Origin of the sequence: Arenimonas sp. (genome assembly GCF_041913985.1) — a bacterium.
Taxonomy (GTDB): domain Bacteria; phylum Pseudomonadota; class Gammaproteobacteria; order Xanthomonadales; family Xanthomonadaceae; genus Arenimonas.
In genome coordinates, this window is record NZ_JAYSEG010000011.1 from 1 (window position 1) to 15963 (window position 15963).

11 protein-coding genes and 1 pseudogene are annotated in these 15963 nt (G+C 67.7%); 8 read left to right on the plus strand and 4 right to left on the minus strand.

Going from position 1 to position 15963, the window contains the following annotated elements:
• The 6 genes and pseudogenes from ACE3Q2_RS05345 to ACE3Q2_RS05370 form a co-directional block, all read left to right on the plus strand.
• Window positions 1-391 (plus strand): annotated as a pseudogene (locus ACE3Q2_RS05345) (DNA-protecting protein DprA); the annotation flags it as partial.
• 36 nt (window positions 392-427) lie between these two features.
• Entirely contained in the window at window positions 428-901 is a 474-nt protein-coding gene (locus ACE3Q2_RS05350) for a DUF494 family protein (protein WP_231697840.1), read from the plus strand.
• Window positions 902-991: 90 nt separating this feature from the next.
• The gene (locus tag ACE3Q2_RS05355; protein WP_374473288.1) at window positions 992-2203 is read left to right on the plus strand and encodes an RDD family protein; all 1212 of its coding nucleotides are present in this window, start codon (window positions 992-994) and stop codon (window positions 2201-2203) included.
• Window positions 2204-2338: 135 nt separating this feature from the next.
• Window positions 2339-4834 carry a DNA topoisomerase I gene (locus tag ACE3Q2_RS05360; RefSeq protein WP_374473289.1) on the plus strand — a complete coding sequence of 832 codons (2496 nt, stop codon included), beginning with the start codon at window positions 2339-2341 and terminating at the stop codon, window positions 4832-4834.
• Window positions 4835-4911: 77 nt separating this feature from the next.
• Window positions 4912-6687, plus strand: a complete 1776-nt coding sequence (locus tag ACE3Q2_RS05365) for a serine protease (protein ID WP_374473290.1) — start codon at window positions 4912-4914, stop codon at window positions 6685-6687.
• A gap of 961 nt (window positions 6688-7648) precedes the next feature.
• Window positions 7649-9241 carry a S8 family serine peptidase gene (locus ACE3Q2_RS05370; protein WP_374473291.1) on the plus strand — a complete coding sequence of 531 codons (1593 nt, stop codon included), beginning with the start codon at window positions 7649-7651 and terminating at the stop codon, window positions 9239-9241.
• 79 nt (window positions 9242-9320) lie between these two features.
• Here the strand turns inward: ACE3Q2_RS05370 and ACE3Q2_RS05375 are convergent, their stop codons facing one another.
• Window positions 9321-10898 carry an amidohydrolase family protein gene (locus ACE3Q2_RS05375; RefSeq protein ID WP_374473292.1) on the minus strand — a complete coding sequence of 526 codons (1578 nt, stop codon included), beginning with the start codon at window positions 10896-10898 and terminating at the stop codon, window positions 9321-9323.
• An 82-nt stretch (window positions 10899-10980) separates the two neighbouring features.
• Between ACE3Q2_RS05375 and ACE3Q2_RS05380 the strand changes: the two genes are divergently transcribed.
• Window positions 10981-11517 (plus strand): DUF4124 domain-containing protein, encoded by a 537-nt coding sequence (locus ACE3Q2_RS05380; RefSeq protein WP_374473293.1) that lies wholly within the window; start codon window positions 10981-10983, stop codon window positions 11515-11517.
• On the opposite strand, the gene ACE3Q2_RS05385 is transcribed toward ACE3Q2_RS05380, so the two are convergent.
• Window positions 11514-12290 (minus strand): SDR family oxidoreductase, encoded by a 777-nt coding sequence (locus ACE3Q2_RS05385; RefSeq protein WP_374473294.1) that lies wholly within the window; start codon window positions 12288-12290, stop codon window positions 11514-11516. The two genes, ACE3Q2_RS05380 and ACE3Q2_RS05385, sit on opposite strands and share 4 nt — an antisense overlap.
• 61 nt (window positions 12291-12351) lie before the next feature.
• Between ACE3Q2_RS05385 and ACE3Q2_RS05390 the strand changes: the two genes are divergently transcribed.
• The gene (locus tag ACE3Q2_RS05390) at window positions 12352-12582 is read left to right on the plus strand and encodes a hypothetical protein (RefSeq protein WP_231697848.1); all 231 of its coding nucleotides are present in this window, start codon (window positions 12352-12354) and stop codon (window positions 12580-12582) included.
• 51 nt (window positions 12583-12633) lie between these two features.
• On the opposite strand, the gene sppA is transcribed toward ACE3Q2_RS05390, so the two are convergent.
• Both sppA and ACE3Q2_RS05400 read right to left on the minus strand, forming a co-directional pair.
• Window positions 12634-14499, minus strand: coding sequence for a signal peptide peptidase SppA (sppA, locus tag ACE3Q2_RS05395; RefSeq protein WP_374473295.1), 1866 nt, complete (start codon window positions 14497-14499; stop codon window positions 12634-12636).
• A 61-nt stretch (window positions 14500-14560) separates the two neighbouring features.
• Entirely contained in the window at window positions 14561-15919 is a 1359-nt protein-coding gene (locus tag ACE3Q2_RS05400) for an MATE family efflux transporter (protein WP_374473296.1), read from the minus strand.
• Window positions 15920-15963: the final 44 nt, after the last annotated feature.

Sequence of the window (15963 nt, forward strand, 5' to 3'; positions counted from 1 at the left end):
CTCATGGCTCCATCCTCTCAAGGTTTGGAGCCTCCGGGAAAGCCGGGGCGATTCATGCCACCGCCTGATCCGGGAGGGCGCGGCTCTGGTCGAGGCGCCGGAAGAAGTCGTGGCGGCGTTGGGGCCGGTCGCCGAAGGCCTGGCCGAACAGCTGCGCGGGCGACTCGGAACGGGGTTGTTCAGCCCCGCCACCCACTCAGCCGCCGGACAGCCAGTCGGGGACGAAGACCACAAGCGCTTGTGGTCGGCGCTGGGCCACGACCCCACCGGCATGGATGAACTCGCCCGCCGGACAGGATTGACGGTGGCCGCCCTGTCCTCCATGCTGCTGCTCATGGAGTTGGATGGGCGGGTGGTCGCCGACAATGGCCGCTACGCCCGGCACCCCTGACCTTCCCATCGCGCCCAATGGCGCAGGCTGAGGGTAATGAAAGAGACCATTCTGGATGTGCTGCTGTACCTGTTCGAGCATTACTTCTACGACGACCCCGACGCCGTCCGGGATCGCGATTCGCTCCAGAACGGCCTGATCCAGGCCGGTTTCAGCCCCGCGGAAATCCACAAGGCCTTCGACTGGCTGGACGAGCTCGCCCGCCAGCGCCCGGCCGTGGCCGCGCCGCGGCTGCAGACCCCGGTCCGCGTGTACTCCGAGCCCGAGCTCGACCGCCTGGACATGGAATGCCGCGGCTTCCTGATGTTCCTCGAGCACAGCGGCGTGATCGACGCCGACCAGCGCGAACTGGTGCTCGACCGCGTCATGGCGCTCGACCAGGACGAAGTGGACGTGGACGACCTCAAGTGGGTCGTGCTGATGGTGCTGTTCAACCAGCCGGGCTCGGAAGCGGCCTACGCCTGGATGGAAAGCCAGATGTTCGAGGACGAACCCGAACCGGTTCACTGAACCCGCCTTCACGGCTACGCTGTGGACGCCCGGCCCCGGCCGGGCGTCGTCGTTTCGGGGAACGCGCGCCGCGCGCGCAGGGGAGCAGGCATGCAGCAGTGGTACTACGTGGACCGCGGGCACAACCGCCAGGGGCCGGTGCCGGCCGAACAGGTGGCGCAGGCCTACCGACAGGGCAAGGTGACGCGCGACAGCCTGGTCTGGCGCGACGGCCTGGAGAAGTGGGAGCCGCTGGGCGAGCACCTGGCGGAGTTGGGCCTGGACCAGCCCGGCCCGCCCGCGCCGCCGCCCGCTGAAATCCCGGCACCCGCCGCAGCCGCCTTGGCCGCCGCGCCGGTACAGGCACCGGCCGCCGCCGCAGGCCCCGACGAGGTGGTGGACGCCGGCTTCCTGCGCCGGTTCGCCGCCTTCTTCCTCGATTCGCTGATCGTCAGCGGCGTGTTCTACACGCTCTACCTGGTGGGTTTCGTGCTGTTCGCGCTGTCCATGGCCGGTGGCGGCGAACCGGACGAAGCCATGGTCATGGCCGGCGCGCTGGCCATGAGCCTGCTCTACGTGCTGCTGAGCCTGGCCTACTACGCCGGCATGGAGAGCTCGTCCCGGCAGGCCACGCTGGGCAAGATGGCGCTGGGCATCAAGGTCGTGGACGCCCGCGGCCAGCGCCTCGGCTTCGGCCACGCGGCCGGCCGCTGGCTGGCCAGCGCCCTGTCCTACCTCACCTTCTACATCGGCTTCGCCATGGCCGGTTTCACCGCCCGCAAGCAGGGCCTGCACGACCTGGTGGCCAACACCTACGTGGTGGACCAGTGGGCCTACACCGACCAGCCCGGGCGCCAGCAGCGCGGCCCCTCGGGCTGCCTGGCGGCGGCGGTGGTCGGCGGCGTCCTGCTGGTGCTGCTGTTCGTGGCGGGCATCCTGGCCGCCATCGCCCTCCCGGCCTACCAGGACTACGTGGAGCGGGCCGGGCGGGCCGCTTCGGCGGCCTCGGCCGACCTGGCCGGTCCGATGGCCCAGGCCCGCGCGTTGGCCACCCAGGTGGACGACTTCCGGCGCAACACCGACCGCTGCCCCCGCGACCCGGAGGAGCTCGGCCACCCCGGCTCGGCCCCGCCGGACATCGAGGCCTTCCGCCTGTTCGAGGACGCCCTGGGCCGCTGCGTGGTGGCCGTGGACCTCGGCGACGCCGGGACCCTGGGCGAAGCCTCCGGCGGCACCCTGCACCTGCGCCTGGACGGCCAGGGCGGCTGGACCTGCGAAGCCAGCGGCATCCCGGAGGCGCTGGTGCCCGCGGACTGCCGCTGACCCCGGCCGGGGGGCCTTGCTTGACAGGCCCGGCCGGACTGAGGCCTTAATGAAAAAAGAACCCCCCGGCCCGCGCACCTCGCGGGCCGCGTCATCTGGGCGACCCGAACGCGGCGCCCTGGAGCATCCCCCGGCATGGCCAAGAACCTCCTCATCGTCGAATCGCCCGCCAAGGCCAAGACGATCAACAAGTACCTGGGCAAGGACTTCCATGTCCTGGCTTCGTACGGCCACGTCCGCGACCTCGTGCCCAAGGAGGGCGCGGTGGACCCGGAGCACGGCTTCGCCATGCGCTACGAGCTGATCGAGAAGAACGAGAAGCACGTGGACGCCATCGCCAAGGCCGCCAAGGGCGCCGACGCCATCTACCTGGCCACCGACCCGGACCGCGAGGGCGAGGCGATCAGCTGGCACATCTCCGAGATCCTCAAGGAGCGCGGCCTGCTCAAGGGCAAGGACCTGCACCGGGTGGTGTTCACCGAAATCACGCCGCGCGCCATCCGCGAGGCGGTGGAACACCCGCGCCAGGTCGCCGCCGACCTGGTGGACGCGCAGCAGGCGCGCCGCGCGCTGGACTACCTGGTGGGCTTCAACCTGTCGCCGGTGCTGTGGCGCAAGGTGCAGCGCGGCCTGTCCGCCGGCCGCGTGCAGTCGCCGGCGCTGCGCATGATCGTCGAGCGCGAGGAGGAGATCGAAGCCTTCGTGCCGCGCGAATACTGGAGCGTGGAAGCCGAGCTCAACCACCCGCAGCAGGGCTTCACCGCCCGGCTGGTGAAGCTCGACGGCCAGAAGTTCGAGCAGTTCACGCTCACCAATTCCAAGGACGCCGAGGCCGCGCGCACGCGCCTGGCGAAGGCCGCGGGCGACGCCCTGCGCGTCACCGACGTGGCCAGCAAGGAGCGCAAGCGCCGCCCGTCGCCGCCCTTCATCACCTCCACGCTGCAGCAGGAGGCCGCGCGCAAGCTCGGCTTCACCACCTCGCGCACCATGCGCGTGGCGCAGAAGCTCTACGAGGGCGTGGCCATCGGCGAAGAGGGCACCGTCGGCCTGATCAGCTACATGCGTACCGACTCGGTGAACCTGTCGGTGGACGCCGTGAAGGAAATCCGCGACGTCATCGCCCGCGACTTCGGCACCGCCGCCTTGCCGGACAAGCCGAACGAGTACAAGTCCAAGTCCAAGAACGCCCAGGAAGCGCACGAGGCCATCCGCCCCACCTCGGCCCTGCGCACGCCGGCCTCGGTGGCGAAGTACCTCGACGACGACGCCCGCCGCCTGTACGAGCTGGTGTGGAAGCGCACCGTCGCCTCGCAGATGGTGCCGGCCACCATGAACACCGTCTCGGTGGAACTGGCCGCCGGCAGCGAGCACAGCTTCCGCGCCAGCGGCACCACCATCATCGACCCGGGCTTCCTGGCCGTGTACGAGGAAGGCAAGGACGCCAAGACCGCCGAAGACGAGGACGAAGGCCGCAAGCTGCCGCCCATGAAGCCCGGCATGTCGGTGCCGCTGGGCAGCATCCACACCGACCAGCACTTCACCGAGCCGCCGCCGCGCTTCTCGGAAGCCTCGCTGGTGAAGGCGCTGGAGGAATACGGCATCGGCCGCCCGTCCACCTACGCCAGCATCATCCAGGTGCTGCAGAGCCGCGAATACGTTTACCTCGACAACCGCCGCTTCCGTCCCAGCGACGTCGGCCGCGCGGTGGCGAAGTTCCTGACCGGCCACTTCATGCAGTACGTGGACTACGACTTCACCGCCAAGCTCGAGGACGAACTCGACGCCGTGGCCGCGGGCGAAGCCGCCTGGGTGCCGCTGATGGAGCGCTTCTGGAAGCCCTTCAAGGCCACCGTCGAGGAAAAGAGCGAATCCGTGGACCGCTCCGAGGCCACCGGCGCGCGCCTGCTGGGCACCGACCCCAAGACCGGCAAGCCGGTGTCGGTGCGCCTGGGCCGCTACGGGCCCTACGCCCAGATCGGCCACATGGACGACGAGGAAAAGCCCAAGTACGCCTCGCTGCGCCCGGGCACCAGCATGCACACCATCACGCTGGAGGAGGCGCTGCCGCTGTTCAACCTGCCGCGCACCCTCGGCGAGGTGGACGGCAAGTCCGTGACGGTGGCGATCGGCCGCTTCGGCCCCTTCGCCAAGCTCGGCGACACCTATGCCTCGCTGGGCAAGGAAGACGACCCGTACACCATCACCTTCGAGCGCGCCGTGGAACTGGTGCGCGCCAAGGAGGAGATGATCGCCAACCGCACCATCAAGACCTTCCCGGGCACCGGGATCCAGGTGCTCAACGGCCGCTATGGCCCGTACATCACCGACGGCGAGAAGAACGGCAAGATCCCCAAGGACCGCGACCCCGCCAGCCTGACCCAGGCCGAGTGCGAGGCCCTGCTGGCCGAAGGCAAGCCGGTGCGCAAGGGCGGCCGCTTCGGCAAGAAGGTGGCGGCGAAGAAGGCACCGGCGAAGAAAGCCGCCGCGAAGAGGGCGGCCGCGCCCGCCGAGGCGCCGGCCAAGAAGGTCGCCAAGAAAGCGGTGAAGAAGGCCGCCAAGAAGGCCCCGGCCAAGAAAGCCGCGAAAAAGGCGGCGAAGAAGGCCGTGAAGAAGGCGACGAAAACCGCCTGAACCAGACCCGCCCACCCCGGGAATACCGGCGTGGGCGGAGTTATAGTGGGCCCCAGAAGAATCCCTCGGAGCCCGCCATGACCCGCCGCACGCCGCTGCACATTGCCCTGTCGATCGCCTTGGCCTTCGCGGCCTCCGGGGCCCACGCGCAGTCCCTTCCCAGCGTCGGTGGTGAACCAGCCCTGCCGCCGAAGGCCGAAGCCCCACTGGCCTGGCGAGACGCCGGCAGCGCCCAGGCGATTCAGTCGGCCCCGCGCCAGGTGTTCGGGCCCATGGCTGCCGAACGCATCGCGGAGCTGGCCGCAAACAACGAGGCCAACGGTTTCAAGCGCCTGCAGGTCGGCATCAACCGCGATATCGGCGAGGCGCAGTCGCGGCTCGAGGGCCTGCAGTGGGCGCCCGTCGCCGGCGGCCATGTGGCGCGGCTGGCCATCGAATCTCCCGACGCCCTGGCCCTGCGCGCCGGCCTGCGGGTGCGCGGCGGCGACGGCCGGCTGGAGTTCCGCTTCTCCGGCAGCGACGACGCCGGCCGCGTCGAAGCCCAGCTGACGGGCGCCGAAGCGCGCAACGTCGCCGACGCTTCCGGGCTCTTCTGGGGTCCGATTACGGACGGCCAGGTGCAGTTCGTCGAGGTCTTCGCGCCGGCCGGCACCGACCTGGCGTCCATCCAGGTGACAGTGCCGCAGGTTTCGCACCTGGTCACCAGCATGGCCAGCGGCTTCCGGCTGGCGCCGAAGATCGGGGAATCCGGCAGCTGCAACGTGGACACCAAGTGCCGCGAAAACACGCTCGGTGCGGCCTTCGTGAATGCCAAGAACGCCGTGGCCTGGATGAACTTCGTCGAAGGCGGCGGCAACTACATCTGCACGGGCACCCTGCTCAACGACACCGACAACGCCACGCAGATCCCGTACTTCTTCACCGCCAACCACTGCATCGACAACCAGACGGTCGCCAGCACCTTGGTCACCATCTGGAACTACGAAGCCACCTCCTGCGGCAGTGGCGTGTCGGCGGCCACGACCCAGCGCGGGCCTGGTGCCACCCTGCTCTACACCGACAGCGCCGGCCCCATCGATGCGCCCCCCTATGAAGGTACCGACATCACGCTGATGCGCCTGAACCAGGCTCCCCCGGCGGGCGCGTACTACGCCGGCTGGGATGCTAACCCAGTGGCCGCCGGCGCCAGCGTTCTGGCCATCCACCACCCCCGCGGCGACGCGAAGAAGGCCTCGCTGGGCCAGCAGCTGCTCAACGACCTCACGACCTTCGAGGCCGGCTGGCTGAGCGGCACCACCGAGGGCGGCAGCAGCGGCTCCGGACTGTTCACGCTGGGCGACGGCTACCAGCTGCGCGGTGGCCTGTTCGGCGGCCAGGCGCTCTGCGCGAACAGCGGCAACCTGGGCAATCAGGGCAATTTCGACATCTACTCGCGCCTGGACGTCGCCTGGCCACAGCTGCAGCAGTATCTCGCCCCCACGCCGCAGACCTTCGGCCCCACGCCGGGCCGCGACTACACCGGCGCCTGGTACAACCCGAACGAATCCGGCTGGGGCCTCACCGTCTACCAGTTCCCGCCGCCGACCAACAACCTGTTCGTGATGTTCTTCATCTACGACCAAACCGGCAAGGCGCAGTGGTTCGAGTTCGACGGCACCTGGTCAGCCACCGACGTGCGCTCGGGCAATGTCCTGCAGTCCACCGCAGGCCCCTGGGGCCCGACCTACAACCCGGCCAACCGCCAGTTCACCGTCGCCGGCAACGCCACGCTCACCTTCACCTCGGCCACCACGGCGAACGTCTCGTTCACGGTGAACGGCGCGACGCGCAACATTTCGCTGCAGAAGCTGTAATCGGCGAAGGCAGGCGAAGCCCCGGCGTGCGCTGCGCGTCGGGGCTTTCTTGTCTGGAGTCCAATCCACAGAATCTCGTTGAATCCACAATGAATTCAGTCGCCTGTCTCATGACACACCGATCCTGTCGCATGCCGCCCGCACTGCAAATGTGATTGCCGCGGCCAAGCCGACAAGATCTTGAGGTGAACCCAAACTCGGCCCCATGATCGAGCCGACCGTCTACTGGGCTATGGAAACATTCCCTGAAGGCCGAATCGCAACGCACAGCCTCCCCCAATGGATACCTCGATCATCCGCCAGCAGTGCGAGCGCAATCAGCGTTTTACAATCGTTCGGCTCTGATTGGCATCAGTCTCTACATAGAGGCGTAGTTACCTGTGCTGGAGTAGGCCGACGGGGCAGTGGTGGCTCGGTAGCGCGCTTGTAGGCCTCATCCTCCGACGCGCTAAATGCGTGCGTTTCCCTCAACGCCTTGGCTCTGCCCGGCACGGAGTGCAGCCGCATTTGACAGGCAATCTCGCGCTTGGATGCAGCATCCTCATCAGAATGGATACATTGAGAAAGGATGCCAGCCCACAATTCGAAACTTCCGCTTTGAGCTCTCAGGGCACCGTTCCACGCGAGCGCCTCAAAAGGGCGCTCATCCCTCCAAACAGAGCCAATTCTGCCAATCCCCTTAAATGGGCCACGTTGCTAGTGGCCGCCACCATTTTCAACTCTGACTCTCCGGCAAACTTTTCGCCCAGCCGTTGTCCTATGCCCTGAGGGCAATGCGTGTCTGCTCTAGGGCAGGCCATATCTGCATGAGAGATGCGTCCACTTGGGGCGAGATACCAGGGCTCGATTTCAATCGCCCATCAAATGCAAGGTGGGCGCATCTCAACTGCAAGATACTGCTCTGCTTGCGGCGAAGTTGCAGAAACACTTAGAAATCTACTCCAACTCAGTGAGAAGATAAATGAAGAAACTCCCAGGCGTATTGCTACTCACATTCCTAACTACAATTCCGACTGTGGTCCTGGCGATCGACTGCAACCCAACCACTGAACCGAAATTCATAATCTCCTATAGCGGAAGCGATTTCGAAAAATCGAAGTCCGACGTCGCGAGCGCTGTGGCTGGGCTGAATGTTGAGGTTAGTTATGAGCGAAAACTTGTCTTTGGTTATCACTCGATATCAATGTCAGGTGCATCTTCCGACATTCAGTCGGCCGTGCAACTTCTTCGCCAAGACAGCTCCCTAGTCTCCTACCTTCAACCGGACCCGATTGCGCGTCCAGCTAACACCCCCACTGATCCGCTTATCAATCAACAATGGGCACTTGGCAATGGGCCTGGCTCACTGTTGATGTCGCAGGGCTGGAACTCACAGAACGGTTATGGAACAGTGGTCGCGATCTTAGATACGGGGATCACTCCACACGAGGATCTGCAAAGCAGATTGCTTCCTGGATACGATTTTGTGAGTCAAATCTACGCCCGAGACGGCGGAGGATGGGACTCGGACCCAACCGACCCCGGAGACTGGGTGGAGGCATCTGAATGCAGTGCCGGAAGGAGATCCACTTGGCATGGAACACATGTCGCGGGAATTGCAGCTGCATCCGCCAACTCTGTTGGTATCGCCGGGATTGCCCCTAGAGCAAGCATACTTCCTATTCGAGTAATGGGTGACGGGCACGGCTACGCATCAGACATTGCAGCTGCAATTGCTTGGGCAGCGGGCTCGCCAATTGAAGGAGGGCCACCGACACTTTCTGCAGGAAGCACTGCATCTGTAATAAACCTTAGCCTTAGCCTTGACGGAAACTGCAGTTCGACACCTGAGCTGGCAATCCTTAGAGAGGCGGTCTCATATGCGCGCAGCAAAGGAGCCATTGTTGTTGCTGCTGCAGGAAATGATCAGAGCCATAGCAGCCTATACTCTCCGGCGTCCTGCCCCGGCGTTATCTCAGTGGCAGCGTCAATAAAGGCAGATTTGCCGACCTTAGCGAGCTTCTCGAATACGGGCGCAAGATTTTCCGCGCCTGGTGTCGACATACTTTCTACCTATAACAGCGGCATGCAGCAGGCTTCGGTCGGAAATTACTCATATCAGGAAGGAACCAGCCAAGCGGCACCGTTTGTCACAGGAACAATCGCATCAATGCAGTCGGTAATGCCGCGGAGCGAATCAGAGATTATTCGAATCTTGGATGAGACTGCCGATCGCGGGGGCTGTACGTCTACAACCACCTGCCCGACGCCTCGAATTCTCTCGGGACCCGCAATCCTTCGCGCCGCCACATACCCAGAGGCGCGATTCAAATTCATGCTGAATAAAACATATCCTGCAAAGATCAGCGCGCGAAATACTTCCGCGGACCCCAATGGAGACACGATGACCGCAGTGTGGAGCTTTGACTCCATGAAATACTATCAATGGAACCTTCCATCAATTCCTGTCACTCTTGGCTCACATCGTATTGAGCTTGAGGTAACTGACGCCACTGGAAAGAAATCAACGACTAGCCAGATGATCAATTGCCCCACTTTGGGCAATTGCTATTAGCGGAATAGTGTTGCCACAGCCATTGGTGTCGGGCTGATTCCCAAGCCCCGGCGTGCGCCGCACGCCGGGGCTTCCTGTTTCAGCGTCCTGGCTGGGCGTAACGCGTGATGCCGCGCTTCGCCTTTTCTTCCGCCACGATGCGGCGCACGTCCCCGAGCAGCGCGGCGGCGTCGTACACGATGCCGTCCTTGATGGTGTAGCGCACGCCGCCTACGCGGCGCGGCTGGCCGTCGGCGCCCAGGCGGATGTGGCCGGTGGCGTAGAGCACCTTCAGGTTGGCCAGCGGGTTTTGGCCCAGCACCACCAGGTCGGCCAGCTTGCCCGGCTCGATCGAGCCGATGCGGTCGGCCGCGCCCAGCGCCTCCGCGCCCGAGAGCGTGGCCGCGCGCAGCACTTCCAGCGGGTGGAAGCCGGCTTCTCGCAGCAGCTCGAGCTCCTCGATGGTGCCGAAGCCGTAGGTCTTGTAGATGTAGCCCGAATCGCTGCCCACGGTGACGCGGCCGCCGCGGTTCTTGTAGTCGTTCACGAAGGCCATCCAGCGCCGGTAGTTGTCCTTCCAGGCGGCCTCTTCCTCGCTGCCCCAGTCGAAGAAGAAGCTGCCGTGGTTGTCGCGGCTGGGGGTGAAGAAATCCCACAGCGCCGGGTGGGTGTATTCGTCGTGGTATTCGGCGGTGCGCGCGCGCATCAGGTCGCGCGTGGCCTGGTAGATGGTGAAGGTGGGGTCGAGCGTGAAGCCCAGGCCCAGCAGTTCGGTGATCACCGCCTCGTAGCGCTCGCTGCCTTTTTCGCTGGCCTGCGCCCAGAGCTTGCCGGCCTCGCCGAAGCGGTGCTGTTCGTCCATGTAGTTGTAGCCGGCCGGGTACTGCTGCACGGTCTGGCCGTCGAACAGCGCCTCGGGCAGGCCGTACCAGTGTTCCATGGTGGTCAGGCCCCAGCGCGCGGTGGTGAGCACGTTCACGCGCGCCACGTCGAGCTGGGCGTGGTGGCAGGCGCTGCCCATGCCCTGCTTGCGCAGCTCGTCGAAGGCGGCTTCCAGTATCTCCGGCCGGTAGCCGAAGCACTTCATGCCCAGCGCGCCCTTGGCCTTCATGCCGCGCACCCACTGGCGCGCCTGTTCGGGCGTGGTGATGGGGCCGTCATGGCCCATGCCGAAGAAGGCATACGGGAACAGGCGCGGCGCGGTGATGGCATTGGCGGCGCTGCGGCGCGCTTCCGAGGCGCACCATTCGATGCCGTTGCCGCAGCCCGGGTCGCGCACGCTGGTGATGCCGTGCGCCAGCCACAGCTTGTAGACGTATTCGGCGGTGACGCCCTGCTCGTCGCCGCCGATGTGGCCGTGCATGTCCACGATGCCGGGCATCACGTAGTGGCCGGCGAGGTCGATCTCGCGGCCGCCGGGCTTCAGCGCCGGGCGGTACTTCGGGTCGATGGGCGCATTCGCGCTGCCGACGATGGCCACCTGCACGATGCGGTTGCCCTCGATGACGATGTCCACCGGGCCGTGCGCCGGCGCGCCGATGCCGGTGATGACGGTGGCGCCGCGCAGGATCAGCTGCGGGTACGGGCCTTCGCCCTCGTCGCGGTCGGGCGCGGCGGGGATGGCCGCCTGCGCCAGCGGCGCGAGCAGCAGGGCGAAGAGGGCGAGCAGTCGAGTCATGGCGGGTCCCGGGCTGGAAGTGGCGGCGGCGCGGGCGGACAATGCCGGCATGCGCCTGCGCTGGTGGCCAAGCTTAGCCATTTTGCTGATCCCCGTTGGCCCGCCGGCCGCGCAGGAGATCACGGTCTACCGCTGCCAGGACGCGCAGGGCCGCGTCACCCTGCAGGACGCGCCCTGCCCGGCCGGCAGCACCCAGGACACGCGCCGGATGCAGCGGCCGCAGGACCCACCGCCGAAGCCCGCGGCACCACCGGCGGCACCACCGCCCACGCCGGCGCCGGAGCCGGAAGCGCCACCCCCGCCGCCGCGCCGCTCGCCGCCCACGCTCTACCAGTGCACCGCCTACGACGGCGCCGTGCGCTACAGCGAAAACTACGACCCGAACCCGCGCTGCATCCCGCTGGCCGTGCTCGGCTACGACGCCGGCCCCTGGGGCGCCACCTGCCGCTGGGTCGAGGACTCCTGCGTGCGCCTCGACGACGCCTCGGCCTGCCTGGTCTACGCCGACAAGTTCGAACAGGCCAAGTCCGACGCCCTGCACGCCTTCAGCGACACCGCCGCCTACCGCAAATCCGAAGTGGCGCGCCTGCGCCAGATCCTCGACGACGGCTGCCGCTAGAACCCGTAGCGGAGGAAACCGCCGTCGACGGCGATGCATTCGCCGGTGACGTAGCTCGAGGCCGGCAGGCACAGGAAGGCCACCGCCGCCGCCACTTCCTCGGGCTCGCCGATGCGGCCCATGGGCGTGCGGTCGAGCACCTCGTCCAGGTAGTCCGGGTCGGCGAGCTTGCCGGAGGTGCGGCGGGTGCGGATGTACCACGGCGCCACCGCGTTCACGCGCACGCCGTCCTCGGCCCATTCGCAGGCCAGGTTCTTGGTCAGCTGGTGCAGCGCCGCCTTGCTCATGCCGTAGGGCGAGCCGGTGCGCACGTGCGTGAGTCCCGACACCGAGCCCACGTTCACGATGCTGGCGCTGGCGTGCTGGCTGAGCAGCGGGAAGGCGAAGCGGCACAGCTCGAAGGCCGAGAACAGGTTGGTCTCGAAGATGTCGCGCCACTCGGCGTCGGCGTAGTCCATGGTGGGCTTGCTGGCGTTGGTGCCGGCGTTGTTCACCAGGATCTGCAGGCCGGTGCCGAGGTCCTCGACCCAGTCGAAGATCTCGCGGCGCTGCTCGGGGTCGGAGACGTCGGCGGCGAAGGCGCGCACGTCGGCCTCGGGGAATTCGTCCTCGAGCTCGTCGCGGGTGGCGTCGAGCTGGGCCTGGTCGCGCGCAACGAGCATCACGTCGGCGCCCAGCCCCAGCAGTTCCGCGGCGATCGCGCGCCCGATGCCCACGCTCGCGCCGGTCACCAGCGCCACCTGTCCGTCCAGCCGCCAGCGGTTCGCGTCCATGGCCTGCTCCTCGTCGCCAGGGCTTAGGATAACGGCCTGCGACCGTAGGGAGTAAACCGCGATGAGAGCCGCCCTGACCGCCGTGCTGTGCCTGGCGCTGTGCGCCTGCAGCGACCCGCCGCCCAACGAGGAGGTACCGCCGCCGGAGCCCCAGGCCGCCGCGCCCGCGGAGAAGAACACCGAGCTGCGCGACGCCATGCAGGCGCCGCTGGACAAGGCCCACGCCGTCGAAGCCGCGCAGGAACAACGCGACGCCGAGCGCGACCAGGCGCTGGAAGACGCCGGCGGCTGAAAACAAAACGCCCGGGTTTCCCCGGGCGTTTTCCCTGCCTGGCGCCGCGCCTCAGTAGGCGCAGAGGCAGTGCGCGACCGCGCGGTAGGGCGTGCGGCCCTTGCTTTCGAGCCAGCGCAGCTCGCCTTCCACCCGTGCCATGGTTTCGCGGTCGAGCAGCAGCGGGGTCGGGGCCAGCAGGCGCACCAGGCCCTGCAGGCGGGCCTGGCCGCCCATGTTCACCACGAACTCCTCGAACGGGCTGAGCGGCTTCTCGACGTAGCTCACGCCGTACTGGCCCTCTTCGAGCTTCGCCAGCTTCGCGGCCTCGGCCAGGGCGGCCTGCAGGCCGCCCAGCTCGTCCACCAGCCCGCGCTCCTTGGCCTGGGCGCCCGACCAGACGCGGCCGCGCGCATGCACGTCGATTTGCTCTGGCGTGCTTCCGCGCGCCTCGGCCACCTTGCCGGTGAAGTCGGCGTAGCCCTTGTTGATGACGGCCTGGATGATGGCGCCCGCGTTCGGGTCGAGCGGCCGGGTCGGGTCGAAGGCGCCCGCCAGCGGCGTGGTGCCGACGCCGTCGGTGCTCACGCCCAGCTTGTCGAGCACGCGCGGCGCGGTCAGCCAGAGGCCGTAGATGCCGATGGAGCCGGTGATGGTGGACTCGTCGGCGTAGATCCTGTCGGCGTTCATCGAGATCCAGTAGCCGCCCGAAGCGGCCACGTTGCCCATGGACACCACCACCGGCTTGCCGCTGGCCTGGATCAGCTCTACCTCGCGGCGGATCTGCTCGGACGGGAACACGCCGCCGCCCGGCGAATCCACGCGCAGCAGCACGGCCTTGACGTTCTCGTCCTCGCGCGCCTGGCGCAGCAGCATCGAGGTGGACTCGCCGCCCACGGTGCCCGGCGGCTGGTCGCCGTCGATGATCTCGCCCTGCGCCACCACCACCGCCACCTGCGGACGGGAGTCGATCGGCATGCGGTGCAGGCCCATCTGGGTGAGGTAGCCGCGCAGTTCGATCTGGCGGAAGCTGTGCTCGTCCTCGTCCGGCGCGCCGCGCTCGATCAGCATCTGCTCGAGCTCGTAGTGGGTCTTGAGGCCGTCTACCAGCTTCTCTTCCAGCGCCAGCTTGCCCAGGTCGCCGCCGGCCGCCTGCACGCGCGCCGGCAGCTCGTTGATCATGGCCTCGAGTTCCGCCTGCTCCATGCCGCGGGCCTTGGCGATGTCGGCGACGAAGCGGTTCCACACGTCGCCCATCCAGTACAGGTCGGCCTCGCGCGCTTCGGGCGAGGCGGCGTCGAGCACGTAGGGTTCGGCGGCCGACTTGTACTCGCCCACCTTGAACAGATGCACGTCCACGCCCAGCTTGTCCTGCAGGCCTTCGCGGTAATACATGCGGTAGCGGCCCAGGCCCTCGAGCAGCACGCCGCCCTGCGGGTCGATGTACACCTCGTCGGCGTGCGCGGCCAGGTAGTAGGCCTTCTGCTCCATGCCGTTGCCGAAGGCGATCACTTCCTTGCCGGCGGCGCGGAAGTCGCGCAGCGCCGCCGCCACGTCGCGCAGCGCGGCGAAGCCGGCGGCGTTGAAGCCGTCGGTGAACAGCACGATGCGCTCGATGCGGTCGTCGTCCTTCGCGGCCTCGATGGCGCCCAGCAGGTCGCGCACCTGGATCTCCAGGCGGCCCTGGCCGGTGGCCTGGTTGAGCACGCGGTCCACGGGGTGGGCGGTGTACTGCTCCACCAGGTCGCCGCCGAGGTTGATCACCAGCGCGCTGTCGGCCATCAGCGGCTTCACGCCCGGGCTGGAGAACAGCACCGCGATGAAGGCGAACAGCAGCACCAGGAACACCAGGTTGAACACCAGGCGGCGGGTGAAGTTGACGGCGTTCCAGATACCGACCAGGAAGCGGCGGATCGGACCCGGCTTCGACTCAGACATGGGGAAACTCCATAACATCCAACCCACAGCATACCGACCGGGGGTGAAGGCCGCATGGGCGTCAGGTCACCACGACGGCCGGCAGGGGGCGGCGCGAAAGCCGCCAGAAACGCCAGCCCAGCAGGGTGGCGGCGGCGCTGAGGCCGAGGATCAGGCCGGTCCACAGGCCGGGCGCGCCCTGGCCCAGGTGGATGCCGAGCCACGCGCCCAGCGGCAGGCCGAGGCCCCAGTAGGCGAGCACGGTGATGAACATCGGCACCCGCGTGTCCTTCATGCCGCGCAGCGCGCCGGCCGACAGCGCCTGCATGCCGTCGGGGTACTGGAACACCGCCGCGTAGGCCATCAGCAGGCTGGCCAGCGCCACCACGGCGGCGTCGGTGGTGAACAGCGACGCCAGCCAGGCCGCGCCCGCCACCAGCCCGATGGCCGAGGCCGTCTGCGCCAGCAGCGCCAGCGCGTAGCCCGCCGCCGCCGACCAGCGCACGCCGGCCAGGTCGCCGGCGCCCACCGCGTGGCCCACGCGCACCGTGGTGGCCATGGCCACGCCCAGCGGCACCATGAAGCACAGGCTGGCGACGAGGATGGCAATCTGGTGCGCGGCCATCTGGGTGGTGCCCATCGTGCCGATCAGCAGCGCGGTGGCGACGAACAGGCTGCCTTCCATGAACACCGACACGCCCATGGGCAGGCCGAGCTTCAGCAGCGCGCGAATGGGCGGCCAGCGCGGCGGGTCGAAGCGCGCGAACAGGCCCAGGTCGGCGAAACGGCGCGAGCGCGCCAGGTAGGTGGCCATGGCGGCCGCCTGGCACCACAGCACCAGCGCCACCGCGTAACCCAGGCCGGCCGCGCCCAGCTCCAGCCCGAACATGAAGGCGTAGCCCAGCGGCGCCAGCAGCGCCAGGCCGACCACGCCGAACACCATGGACGGCACCGTCCACGCCACGCCTTCGCTCAGGTTGCGCAGGCAGAAGAACAGCGCCAGGCCCGGCGCACCCCAGCTGATGGCCTTGAGGAAGGCCACGGCTTCCGGCCGCGCCTCGGCGGTGATGCCCATGGGCTCCAGCGCCAGCGCGCCGGCCCGCACCACGGCGACCAGGCCCAGGCCCAGCGCCAGCGCCAGCCACAGCGCCTGCCGGAACACCGGCCCGATCTCGCCGCGGCGGCCGGCGCCGTTGAGCTGGGACACCGTCGGCGGCACCGCCATCAGCACGCCGATGCTGACCAGGATCACCACGCTCCACACCGCGCTGCCCACGCCCACCGCGGCCAGCGTCACCGGGCCATGGCGGCCGGCCAGCACGGTGTCGACGATGTTCATGCCCATGGACGAGGCCTGGCTGAGCACCAGCGGCAAGGCAAGCACGAAGCTGACGCGCATTTCTCGCAGCAGGCGGGCGGCGCGGCTTTCGGTACGGCTCATGGGGGCTTCGGGCGGGGCGGCGGCCCGCTATATTAGCGGCAGCC

Bases quoted from the DNA above. Each gene is read 5' to 3' on its own strand.
- ACE3Q2_RS05365 (WP_374473290.1), top strand. From the start codon at position 4,912: ATGACCCGCCGCACGCCGCTGCACATTGCCCTGTCGATCGCCTTGGCC.
- sppA (WP_374473295.1), bottom strand. From the start codon at position 14,499: ATGTCTGAGTCGAAGCCGGGTCCGATCCGCCGCTTCCTGGTCGGTATC.
- ACE3Q2_RS05355 (WP_374473288.1), top strand. From the start codon at position 992: ATGCAGCAGTGGTACTACGTGGACCGCGGGCACAACCGCCAGGGGCCG.
- ACE3Q2_RS05390 (WP_231697848.1), top strand. From the start codon at position 12,352: ATGAGAGCCGCCCTGACCGCCGTGCTGTGCCTGGCGCTGTGCGCCTGC.
- ACE3Q2_RS05385 (WP_374473294.1), bottom strand. From the start codon at position 12,290: ATGGACGCGAACCGCTGGCGGCTGGACGGACAGGTGGCGCTGGTGACC.
- ACE3Q2_RS05370 (WP_374473291.1), top strand. From the start codon at position 7,649: ATGAAGAAACTCCCAGGCGTATTGCTACTCACATTCCTAACTACAATT.
- ACE3Q2_RS05400 (WP_374473296.1), bottom strand. From the start codon at position 15,919: ATGAGCCGTACCGAAAGCCGCGCCGCCCGCCTGCTGCGAGAAATGCGC.
- ACE3Q2_RS05360 (WP_374473289.1), top strand. From the start codon at position 2,339: ATGGCCAAGAACCTCCTCATCGTCGAATCGCCCGCCAAGGCCAAGACG.
- ACE3Q2_RS05375 (WP_374473292.1), bottom strand. From the start codon at position 10,898: ATGACTCGACTGCTCGCCCTCTTCGCCCTGCTGCTCGCGCCGCTGGCG.
- ACE3Q2_RS05350 (WP_231697840.1), top strand. From the start codon at position 428: ATGAAAGAGACCATTCTGGATGTGCTGCTGTACCTGTTCGAGCATTAC.